The following is a 12,140-nucleotide window of genomic DNA, read 5'->3' as shown; positions in this document are numbered from 1 at the left end:
GTCTTTGCGCTACAACCGCTACATTAACCATCACGGTTAATCCAAATGTAACACCAACATTCGATGCAGTTGCTGCTATTTGTTCCGGAGCAAGTTTAACAGCATTACCTATAACTTCTAATAATTCGATTGAAGGAACATGGTCTCCAGAATTAGACAATACGGCAACTACGGAATATACTTTTACACCAACTGCTGGTCTTTGCGCTACAACCGCTACATTAACCATCACGGTTAATCCAAATGTAACACCAACATTTGATGCAGTTGATGCTATTTGTTCTGGAGCAAGTTTAACAGCATTGCCTATAACTTCTAACAATTCGATTGAAGGAACATGGTCTCCAGAATTAGATAATACAGCAACTACGGAATATACTTTTACACCAACTGCTGGTCTTTGCGCTACAACCGCTACATTAACCATAATGGTTAATCCAAATGTAACACCAACATTTGATGCAGTTGATGCTATTTGTTCCGGAGCAAGTTTAACAGCATTACCAACAACTTCTAACAATTCGATTGAAGGAACATGGTCTCCAGAATTAGATAATACAGCAACTACGGAATATACTTTTACACCAACTGCTGGTCTTTGCGCTACAACCGCTACATTAACCATCACGGTTAATCCAAATGTAACACCAACATTCGATGCAGTTGATGCTATTTGTTCCGGAGCAAGTTTAACAGCATTACCAACAACTTCTAACAATTCGATTGAAGGAACATGGTCTCCAGAATTGGATAATACGGCAACTACGGAATATACTTTTACACCAACTGCTGGTCTTTGCGGTACAACCGCTACATTAACCATAACGGTTAATCCAAATGTAACACCAACATTCGATGCAGTTGCTGCTATTTGTTCAGAAACAAGTTTAACAGCATTACCAACAACTTCTAACAATTCGATTGAAGGAACATGGTCTCCAGAATTGGATAATACGGCAACTACGGAATATACTTTTACACCAACTGCTGGTCTTTGCGCTACAACCGCTACATTAATCATCACGGTTAATCCAAATGTAACACCAACATTTGATGCAGTTGATGCTATTTGTTCAGGAACAAGTTTAACAGCATTGCCTATAACTTCTAATAATTCAATTGAAGGAACATGGTCTCCAGAATTGGATAATACGGCAACTACGGAATATACTTTTACACCAAATGTTGGTCAGTGCGGTACAACCGCTACATTAACCATAACAGTTAATCCAATACTTACAGCAAGCGTAACTATTACATCTGACCCAACCGACTATACTATATGTGCTGGAGGCACTATAATCTTTACGGCAGCTCCAGTTTCTGGTGGGGATACACCAACGTACCAATGGAAGAAAGATGGAAATGATATTCCAGACGCAACCGAAGAGACATTTACTGCTTTAGACTTAACAAATGGACAAATTATTTCAGTTGTTATGACATCAAGCGAAACAAGTCAATGTTTGATTGGTAATCCTGCAACTTCAAATGGAATCAATGTTATTGTTAAACCAATTCTTGAAATAGTTACTCAACCAGTTCCAACAAATATTTGTATTTCTTCAGTAGAACCAGCAATTATTTCGGTTACTGCAACTGGAGGTTCCACTTCGGGATTGTCCTATCAGTGGCAAGTAAAAACTAGTGGAGAAGATTCACCATGGACTATTATTACTAACGATTCTGTTTATAGCAATTCGGACACAGCAAATTTAAGCATAGCACATGAAGAGGGTTCTTTAGCATTAAATGCAAATTCATATAAAGTTATTATTACTGATTTAAGTGATTCTGCTTGTGTTGCATCTATTACTTCCGATGAAGCTACTTTAACAGTTAATACTTTACCGGTGTCAGGAACTGTTTTTGGAAGATATGGAGAAATTTGCCCTAACTCACCCAAAACATTAATTAATTATAATGGTAGTGGTGGTATTATTCAATGGGAAGAATCTTTAGATGACATAACATATACTCCAATTGTTGGGGCTAATTCTTACTTATATTTAGCTAATTATTCAGAAAATAAGTATATTAGAATTGTAAGAACAAATGGCGCTTGTCCATCTGCAATTACAAATCCATTTGTAGTTCAAGTTAGCAGTACATCTGTTGCAGGAACTATTTCAGGAGGCGCTATTACTATTTGTTCTGGTCAAGATTTTGAGTTAACTCTAAATAACTCTTCCGGTAATGTGCTATGGCAACAAGCTGTTGTTACAAATGGTGTTCCAGGTAATTATATTGATACGAGCAAAACGGATAAGACATTTTCTAACGCTTACTCCTTTTCAACACCTCAATCTATTCGTCTTATTAGAGCAAAAGTAACTGTTGGAGAATGTTCAACAACAGAATATACGGAACCTGTAACAATAACTATTTTAAAATCAGTAGCAGGAACTATCTCTGGAGCAGGGAGTATCTGTTCAGGAGATTCAAAATTATTAACATTAGGAACGCATACTGGTGATGTTCAATGGCAGTCATCGACTAATGATCTAGATTGGAATGATATTGAACTAGCAATTGGAAACAGTTATTCCGCACAACCAACAACTAATACATCTTATAGAGTAAAAGTTACAAGCGGTGGTTGTACTTCTGCATATAGTAAAGTTGTTAAGATTATTGTTAATGAACAAGTGACTCCTGGAACTATTACAGAAGGTAATTTTTCAGTTTGTTCTGGTGTTTCTTCATCATTACATTTACTTGGCAATTCGAACAACAACATAACTTGGTATAAATCAGTTAATGGGGACGCAATAAATCCAACTTGGACAAAAATTTTAAATACAACTTCTTTAACACTAATTACAGATGATGGAATTACATTAAGTACAGGTAATTTAGTAGCTTCTACATGGTACAAAGCCACTTTAACTAATGGAGTTTGTAGTACATCTACTCCAATAATAAAAGTTACTGTTACACCAGTTGCGAAAGCCGGTACTATTACTACTGATACTTCTTCGGTATGTATAGGAAATGACATTACTTTTACTTTAAATAATAATGTAGGTACGGTTCAATGGCAGTCTGCAACAATTGCATCTGGTAGTTTTTCAAATATTGCTGGTGCAACAGGAACAAGCTATACTTTATTAAGTCCAACAGCAACTTCCAATAAAAACTATAAAGCAGTTGTAACAACAGCAAACGAAAATGGTGTTTGTTTTACAGCATCAGTTGTTAAATCAATAGTTATAAATCCATCAGCAATTGGCGGAACTATTATAGGTGGTGGAACTGTATGTTCTGGTAGCTCAAGTACATTAAAAATATCAGGATCTGTGGGAGCTATTCAATGGGAATATTCTATAACCGGAGATGAGGATAGTTATATTCCTGTTCCAGTAGGAATAGATACACCAGCTGCAACTTTTACGTCTAATTCTCTTACTAGAACCAATACTACCTATTTAATAAAAAACATTATAAATCCAACTTTCTTTAGAGCAAGACTTACAAGTGGAGTTTGTGATTCTAATAATTCTAATGCGGTTCAATATATTATAGGAACATCTTCAGTTGGAACAATTGCATCACTAGATTCTACAGTTTGTAAAGGTACAGGTACTACAATTAGTTTAGGAGATTCAGAAGGAACCGTTTCTTGGTATAAATCTACAACTTCTGTGGATTCAGCTTCTGCAGCAGCGGATTGGACTTTAGTTCCATTATCTACAACAGTTACAAGAACGGCATTACCTACTGGAAATTTAACAGCTACTACTGCTTATTATGCTAAAGTAACTATTGGAGAATGTTCTTCAACAACTTCAGATGTTGTTATAGTAAGTGTAAGTCCACTTACGGTTGTGAAAACAATTACAGGCGCTGGAGCTATTTGTAACGGAGCAAGTAAAGTACTTACTTTGGCAACAGGTTCTGTTGGTTCTATCCAATGGCAATCATCTATTACATCGGCTACAGCAACAGATTTTGCAGACATAAGTGGCGCTACTGATTCAGTGTCATTAACAGTAAGTCCAACAGTGACCACTTGGTATAGAGTGGTGGCTACAAGCGGTGTATGTTCTTCAAAAGTTAGTGCAGCAGTTGCAGTTACTGTAAGTCAAACAACAGCTGTTGGGACACTTTCAGCCCTTGCTACAACACTTTGTACTGGTGCTGGAACTACAATTAGTTTAACTAGTGCTACCGGAACTATTTCATGGCAAAAAGCTAAAGTTACTAATGGAGTAATTGGAACATTTGCTGCAGTTTCAGGAAATGTAACTACTACATTAGCCACAGGAAATCTAACGTCTACTACTGCTTATAAAGTTTTAGTGTCAGCTGTCGGGGCTTGTACTGCATCTTCCTCTGATCCAATAATAATAAATGTAAATCCTATTTCTGTTGTGAAAACAATTTCAGGAGGTGGAGCTATTTGTTACGGAGCAAGTAAAGTACTTACTTTGGCAACAGGTTCTGTTGGTTCTATCCAATGGCAATCATCTATTACATCGGCTACAGCAACAGATTTTGCAGACATAAGTGGCGCTACTGATTCAGTGTCATTAACAGTAAGTCCAACAGTGACCACTTGGTATAGAGTGGTGGCTACAAGCGGTGTATGTTCTTCAAAAGTTAGTGCAGCAGTTGCAGTTACTGTAAGTCAAACAACAGCTGTTGGGACACTTTCAGCCCTTGCTACAACACTTTGTACTGGTGCTGGAACTACAATTAGTTTAACTAGTGCTACCGGAACTATTTCATGGCAAAAAGCTAAAGTTACTAATGGAGTAATTGGAACATTTGCTGCAGTTTCAGGAAATGTAACTACTACATTAGCCACAGGAAATCTAACGGCTACTACTGCTTATAGAGTTGTAGTGTCATCTGGTGGAGCTTGTTCTGCATCTACTTCTGATCCGATAACAATTACCGTTAGTCCTGCAGCAAAATCTGCAGCAGTTACTGGTCATTCAGGAGCTACTACTTTAGCTACGGCTGTTTGTAGTGGAGCAAGAACATTAACGTTAGCTTCAACTTCTGTGGGTTCTATCCAATGGCAATACTATAATGCTGGAACTAGTACTTCAACTATTACTAATACGAGTGTAGTTTCTTGGACTGATATTGTTGGAGCAACTACTGCTACCAATAGTGCAGCTAGTTTATTAACTGGTAATGTTTGGTTCCGAGTTAAGTTAACAAGTAGTCCATGTGCTACATTAGCCTATACTACGCCTGTAAACGTTTGGATTAAAGCTTGTACTTCAGTTAGATTAGAAGATACTTCTATAGACTTTAAAGCTACGGCATATCCAAACCCATTTTCTGAAAACTTCAAGCTAGATGTTAAAACTAGTAGTGAAGAAGCTTTACAAATTAAAGTTTACGATATGTTAGGTAAATTAGTTGAAAACCGAATCTTAGAAACTACAGAAGTAGAAGGATTTGAAGTAGGTTCTAACTATTCATCTGGAGTTTACAACTTGATTATAAGCCAAGGAGATATTGTTAAAACACTTCGAGTTATTAAACGATAACCTATAAAGATTCTACATATTCAAAACCTCCTCAAGTAATTGTGGAGGTTTTGAAGTTTTAAATCTTTAGATAATGTAATTGTTGAATATTTTAATTTGATACTTAACCCGATTATCTCAATTTGCTTTTTTGTAATAGTTCGATGCTATTTATTTGAAATACTTTCTAGCAGATAAGGGAAAGGATTCTTTTACAGACGAGGGATTTGAATATAATGCAGAAAAAATTGAAAAGGAAAAATTATATGTTCCAATGTGTCTTTTGCAGATGATGATCCTCGATGCTGTCCTTCTCTTAAGAAAAAAATTTATTTAGTGTTTCAGAAAAATAAGATTGTTAAGCCAAACCAGAAAGCAAAAGTTACTAAACAGCAAAATTAACGTGACTTAACAACTAGCGTTTCATTAGTGTGCAAATTAACAATGCAACCACCAATCTAGCGTATTTGCTTCTGATAAAATGCATTTCACTTTAAATGGAACGCGGATTAAACGGATGCTTTGCAACGCGGATTATGGCGGATTTTTTACCACAAAAGGCACAAAAGATTTTTTAGGAGATGACACAATAACGCTTCGCTTTGGATGGACGCGGATTAATGCGGATTTTTTACCACAAAAGGCACAAAAGATTTTGTAGTATAACTATAACGCTTCGCTTTGGATGGAACGCGGATTATACGGATGCTTTTGCAACGCGGATTATGGCGGATTTTTTACCACAAAAGGCACAAAAGTTTTTGAGGTTTTACGTATTAAAAAAATAGAAGCCATCAAAAGTGAATTTGGTGGGTTTTTTATGGATGGGTTGGGATTGCTTCGTGCCTCGTATGGACAACTTGACGGGGAAGTTTATTAGGAATTTTGCATCTATTCGATACCATTGCTAACTAGCCCCGATTGTAGTGGAAATCCTGGCATTGCGATGAATGAATAGTATTATTAGATTGCTTCGTGCCTCGCAATGCCAGATTGGAACGGAAAGCGGGAATTGCCTTTGCTAAAATGCGCAAGCTTTTCGCTCCTGAAAAAACTATATTTTTTTTCGCATTCGTGCTACGGGAATATCCAGTTGCTCTCTATATTTTGCAATGGTTCTTCGGGCTATTGGGTAGCCTTTTTCTTTTAATATGTCTGCTAGTTGATCGTCGGGAAGGGGCTTGTGCTTGTCTTCGGCTTCGATTACGTTTTGCAGAATTTTCTTGATTTCTAGGGTAGAAACATCTTCGCCTTGGTCGTTTTTCATGGCTTCGGAGAAGAATTCTTTGATGAGTTTGGTGCCATAAGGCGTGTCGACATATTTGCTGTTGGCTACACGAGAAACGGTGGAAATATCCAATCCTACCATGTCGGCAATGTCTTTAAGAATCATGGGTTTTAGGCTGGTTTCTTCGCCATCTAAAAAGTATTCTTGTTGGAAGTGCATGATGGCGTTCATGGTCACGTAAAGCGTTTCTTGACGTTGTTTTATGGCATCGATAAACCATTTGGCAGAGTCTAGTTTTTGCTTGATGAACTGCACCGCATCTTTTTGGGAATTGGATTTGTCTCGCGATTCTTTGTAGGTTTGCATCATTTCTTGGTAGTCTTTGGAGACGTGCAAAGAAGGTGCATTTCGACCGTTAAGGGTTAGTTCTAGATCGCCATCGTTGATGCGAATGGCAAAATCGGGAACGATATTTTCGGTAACTTTATTGTTTCCGGTGAAGGAACCCCCTGGTTTTGGGTTTAGTTTTTCTATTTCGTGAACGGTCTTTTTTAACTGTTCTTGCGTAATAGCATATTTTTGAAGTAACTTATCGTAATGCTTTTTGGTAAAGGCTTCAAATTGGTTTTCAATAATATCCATTGCCAAAGCAATGTCTTGGGTTGGGGTTTTGTGCTTGAGTTGCAACAACAAACATTCTTGTAGGTCTCGTGCACCAACTCCCGAAGGTTCTAGTTCGTGAATGACATGAAGCATGCGCTCTACATTTTTCTCGTCGGTATAGATTCCTTGTGTGAATGCCATATCGTCTACAATGTCTTGCACGGTTCTGCGAATGTAGCCCATATCGTCTATACTACCCACTAGAAATTCGGCAATTTCACGGTCGGTTTCGTTTAGGATAAAGGTATTTAACTGGTTGATTAAATCTTGGTGGAAACTTACAGGCGATGCAAACGGATTTTCTCTTTCTTCATCGTCGCTGTAATTGTTAGTTTGTAATTTATAATCGGGCGTTTCGTCGTTGCTTAAATATTCGTCGATGTTGATGTCGTCGGCTTCAATGTTGTCGCTGCCTTCGTAGTCGTCATATTCTTCGTTGTTATCGAATTCGTCTTTTTCGTAAACTTCTTCTTCGTCTTTTCCGGTTTCTAAAGCCGGATTTTCATTCATTTCTTCCAACAAACGTTGCTCAAATGCCAATGTAGGCAACTGAATTAACTTCATCAACTGGATTTGTTGTGGAGATAATTTTTGAGATAGTTTGAATTGTAAGTTTTGTTTTAACATTGTAGTTTGTGGTTTGTTGTTTTTGGTTTGTAGTTGAAACGATTAACTACAAACCAAAAACTATAAACAATTTTTAGAATTCTGCATTCATTGGTGTTCTTGGAAAAGGGATTACGTCTCTAATATTGGTCATTCCAGTAACGAATAATACTAATCTTTCAAATCCTAATCCGAAACCAGAGTGTACTGCCGAACCAAATCTTCTGGTGTCTAAATACCACCAAAGTTCTTCTTCGTCAATTCCGAGTGCCTTCATTTTTTCAACCAAAACATCGAATCGTTCTTCTCTTTGCGATCCACCAACGATTTCTCCAATTCCAGGAAAAAGGATGTCCATGGCACGAACTGTTTTTCCGTCTTCGTTCAATCGCATGTAAAACGCTTTAATATTAGCAGGATAATCGAATAAAATTACCGGACATTTAAAGTGTTTTTCAACTAAATAACGTTCGTGTTCGCTTTGTAAATCGGCGCCCCATTCGTTAATGATATAATTAAATTTTTTCTTTTTATTTGGGGTACAATCTCTTAAAATATCGATGGCTTCGGTATACGAAACGCGTTTGAAATTGTTTTCTAAAACAAAATTTAATTTTTCTAGCAATGCCATTTCGCTTCGTTCGGCTTGTGGTTTTGCTTTTTCTTCGTCTAATAAACGAGCTTCTAAGAATTTCAAATCGTCTTGGCATTTATCCATCGTGTATTTAATAACGTGTTGGATAAAATCTTCAGCCAAATCCATATTGTCGTTCAAATCATTGAAAGCCACTTCGGGTTCAATCATCCAAAATTCGGCCAAATGGCGGGAAGTATTGGAGTTTTCGGCACGAAAAGTTGGTCCGAAAGTATATACTTGACCAAGAGCCATTGCATAGGTTTCGGCTTCCAATTGTCCGGAAACGGTTAAGTTGGTTTCTTTCCCGAAGAAATCTTCTTTGTAATTAACTTTTCCATCTTCGGTTCTTGGAGTTCCGTCAAATGGCAAAGCGGTAACTTTAAACATTTCACCAGCACCTTCAGCATCGGATCCTGTAATGATTGGCGTATTTACATATACAAATCCTTTTTCTTGGAAGTAGTTGTGCACCGCAAATGACAGTACCGAACGCACTCGCATGATCGCTCCGAACATATTAGTTCGTGCACGTAAATGTGCGTTTTCACGAAGGAAATCTAAACTTGGTTTGTTTTTTGGTTGTATTGGAAATTTCTCGGCATCGCAATCTCCTAGAATTTCTAATTTAGAAACTTGAATTTCGTATTTCTGTCCAGCACCTTTGCTTTCCACTAATTCTCCAGTAACGGAAACTGCAGCACCGGTGGTAATTCGTTTTAAAATATCTTCTGAAGTATTTTCAAAATCAACAACACATTGAATATTATTTATAGTTGAACCATCATTTAAAGCAATAAATTGATTGTTTCTAAAAGTTCTAACCCAACCTTTTGCATTTATTTCATGTAGCGTTTTGGTGCTATTTAATAAGTCTTTAACTTTTGTATGTTTCATTATACTATTGATTTTTGATTTAATATGTTACTGTATTGTTGTGCAAATATAAATTATTTTTTTCTTTCTAATTCGTCCAATTCTTCGTCGGTATGTTCTAAAATATCGATGGTTGGAATAATGAATTCCTGCTTATTAGCTAATGTTTTATTTAAAGTTAAAACTAATGAAGGTAGTAAAACTAAGTTGGACAGCATTCCGAAAAACAAAGTCAAGGCTACAAGTCCTCCTAGAGCTACGGTTCCGCCAAAACTGGAAAGCATAAAAACGGAGAATCCAAAAAACAAGATTATAGAAGTGTAAAACATGCTTATTCCAGCATCATCAAAAGTGGCAAATACCGATTTTTTAATTTTCCAATCGTTTCTGGATAGCTCTAATCGGTATTGTGCTAAAAATCGTAAGGTATCATCCACCGACATTCCGAAGGCAATTCCAAAAACTAAAATGGTAGATGGCTTAAGAGGAATCCCTAAGAATCCCATTAATCCGGCAGTCATTAACAATGGAAGTAAATTTGGAATTATGGAAACCAATACCATTTTAAACGATCGAAACATAATTGCGACTAATCCAGCAGTAAGAAGAAAGGCAAATAATAAAGAGGATAATAAATTATTTAATAAATATTTAGTTCCCTTTTGAAAAACAGATGCTTTCCCGGTAATGATAACCTCATATTTAGGAGATGGAAAAATTTTATTGACTTTGTTTCGAATATGTTGCTCAATAGCTTCCATTTTTTCACCATTTTCATCTTTAATAAAAGTGGTCATCCTAGCAACACTTCCGTTGGATGCTATGTAACTCTTTAATTGATTTTCTTTCGATTTGTTCAGTGAATTTTTTATATAGGGAAGGATGAAAGCTTCTTCTTGCGATGTTGGAAGTGCATAAAAATCGGGATTTCCATTGTAATAAGCTTGTTTAAAGCTTTTGGCTATATTTACAATAGAAATTGGTTTAGAAAGTTCTGGAATATCCGTGATGGTTTCTTCTAAATCTTCCATTCTTCTTAAATTGGTCAGTCGTAAAGCGCCATTTTTCTTTTTGGTGTCGATCATGATTTCTAATGGCATAACACCATCAAATTCTTTTTCGAAAAAACGAATGTCGGCAAAGAAATCGGTTTTCTTTGGCATGTCTTCAATAATACTTCCAGAGATTTTTATTTCATAAATCCCAATAATTCCTACTACTAATAAAATAACAGAGGTAATATAAACTCCTACTCGATTGTATTTAACTGTTTTCACAATCCAATTCATAAAAGCGGTTAGATATTCTCGTTCTAAATGGCCTAAATGTCTAGGAATTGGTGCAGGTGTGTAACTAAAAAACACGGGGATGATTAGTAAACACAATAAATAAATTGCAATAATATTAATTGAAGTTACTATTCCAAATTCGGTCAATAAAGTGTTGTTAGTCGCAATAAAAGTAGCAAAACCAAAAGCCGTTGTTAGGTTGGTCATTAAAGTTGCCGTTCCGGTTTTAGTGATAACTCGTTGGAGTGCTTTTGCCTTATTGGAGTGTTTTTGGTATTCTTGATGGTATTTATTGATAAAGAAAATACAATTCGGAATTCCGATTACAATAACTAATGTTGGCACTAATGCGGTTAGTACGGTAATTTCATAGCCTAATAAACCTAAAATCCCAAACGACCACATTACTCCAATAATCACAATGACTAAGGATACTAAAGTGGCTCTAAAAGAACGGAAGAAAAAGAAGAAAATAAGAGAGGTAATTAATAAAGCTGCCCCAATAAATAGGCCTATTTCGTCTATAATTGTTTTGGCGTTTAGTGTTCTAATATAGGGCATTCCCGAGGTATGCAAATCGACACCTGTTTCTTTTTCAAATTTTTCAATTTCTGGAATTAGGATGTTTAATACGTAGATTTTTCGAGCTTTTGTATTAACAATTTTTTTGTCTAAATAAATTGCCGATCGAATTGCTCCTGATTTTTTATTGAAAAGTAATCCTTCATAAAATGGTAGCTTATTAAATAATTCAAGTTTTATTTGTTTTAAATAATTTGCATCTTGAATTTTATTTTTTTCTATTAAAGGTTTTAATTCGAAGGTTTGTTTCGATTCGTTTTTGGTTAATTTTTGCAAATTATCTACAGAAATAATCAAATCAACTTCTTTATCCGACTGAATCTTTTTCATTAAATTACTCCATGCCGTAAATACTTTTGGAGTAAATAATTTTTTATCTTTAGTAGCAATTACAATTAAGTTACCTTCTTCTCCAAAGTTTTTCAGAAAACTATTATAATCAACATTTACTTTATCATCTGCTGGAATTAAATTAGCTTCCGTTTGCGTAAATTTAATATCTTTCCATTGTGTAGCCATTAGAATTGTAAACAAAACAACCACACACAAAATAATAATTCTATTTCTAAGGATTATTCGGGCAATAATTTCCCAAAAACCGATACCTAACATCTTTTTCATTTGAAATTTTAAAAAGTGTCCAAAGGTAATGAATCGGCTTTAATCTAAGGGGTTTAAAAGCTTACTTTTAACTAAAAATTTCAATAGATTACAAATTTTAAATTTTATATTAATTTTATATTTAAATAACATTAAATGATTTTGTTTTTTATCAT

General features: G+C 35.7%; 5 protein-coding genes. 2 read left to right on the top strand and 3 right to left on the bottom strand.

Annotation, left to right across the window (positions count from 1 at the left end):
- Both ACIQ2J_RS11880 and ACIQ2J_RS11875 read left to right on the top strand, forming a co-directional pair.
- Positions 1 to 5,507: T9SS type A sorting domain-containing protein (locus tag ACIQ2J_RS11880; protein WP_396170054.1), on the top strand; the 5,507-nt coding region annotated here is incomplete at its 5' end.
- Positions 5,508 to 6,171: 664 nt separating this feature from the next.
- Positions 6,172 to 6,366 (top strand): hypothetical protein, encoded by a 195-nt coding sequence (locus tag ACIQ2J_RS11875; protein ID WP_396170052.1) that lies wholly within the window; start codon positions 6,172 to 6,174, stop codon positions 6,364 to 6,366.
- A 174-nt stretch (positions 6,367 to 6,540) separates the two neighbouring features.
- On the opposite strand, the gene rpoN is transcribed toward ACIQ2J_RS11875, so the two are convergent.
- The 3 genes from rpoN to ACIQ2J_RS11860 all read right to left on the bottom strand — a co-directional run bounded on the left by rpoN (position 6,541) and on the right by ACIQ2J_RS11860 (position 11,985).
- A complete protein-coding gene (gene rpoN / locus ACIQ2J_RS11870) occupies positions 6,541 to 8,004 on the bottom strand; it encodes an RNA polymerase factor sigma-54 (RefSeq protein ID WP_396170050.1) in 1,464 nt (487 codons plus the stop codon).
- Between the two features lie 73 nt (positions 8,005 to 8,077).
- Positions 8,078 to 9,514 carry an asparagine--tRNA ligase gene (gene asnS / locus ACIQ2J_RS11865; protein ID WP_396170047.1) on the bottom strand — a complete coding sequence of 479 codons (1,437 nt, stop codon included), beginning with the start codon at positions 9,512 to 9,514 and terminating at the stop codon, positions 8,078 to 8,080.
- A 53-nt stretch (positions 9,515 to 9,567) separates the two neighbouring features.
- A complete protein-coding gene (locus tag ACIQ2J_RS11860) occupies positions 9,568 to 11,985 on the bottom strand; it encodes an RND family transporter (protein ID WP_396170045.1) in 2,418 nt (805 codons plus the stop codon).
- Positions 11,986 to 12,140: the final 155 nt, after the last annotated feature.

The organism is Flavobacterium sp. (genome assembly GCF_044357305.1).
Classification (GTDB): domain Bacteria; phylum Bacteroidota; class Bacteroidia; order Flavobacteriales; family Flavobacteriaceae; genus Flavobacterium.
The sequence above is the reverse complement of the archived record's forward strand: the minus strand, read 5'-3'. Positions and strand labels throughout refer to the sequence as shown.

What these genes read in the sequence shown, in the direction of transcription:
- ACIQ2J_RS11860 (WP_396170045.1), bottom strand. Translation starts at nt 11,985, where the DNA reads ATGAAAAAGATGTTAGGTATCGGTTTTTGGGAAATTATTGCCCGAATA.
- ACIQ2J_RS11875 (WP_396170052.1), top strand. Translation starts at nt 6,172, where the DNA reads ATGGAACGCGGATTATACGGATGCTTTTGCAACGCGGATTATGGCGGA.
- rpoN (WP_396170050.1), bottom strand. Translation starts at nt 8,004, where the DNA reads ATGTTAAAACAAAACTTACAATTCAAACTATCTCAAAAATTATCTCCA.
- asnS (WP_396170047.1), bottom strand. Translation starts at nt 9,514, where the DNA reads ATGAAACATACAAAAGTTAAAGACTTATTAAATAGCACCAAAACGCTA.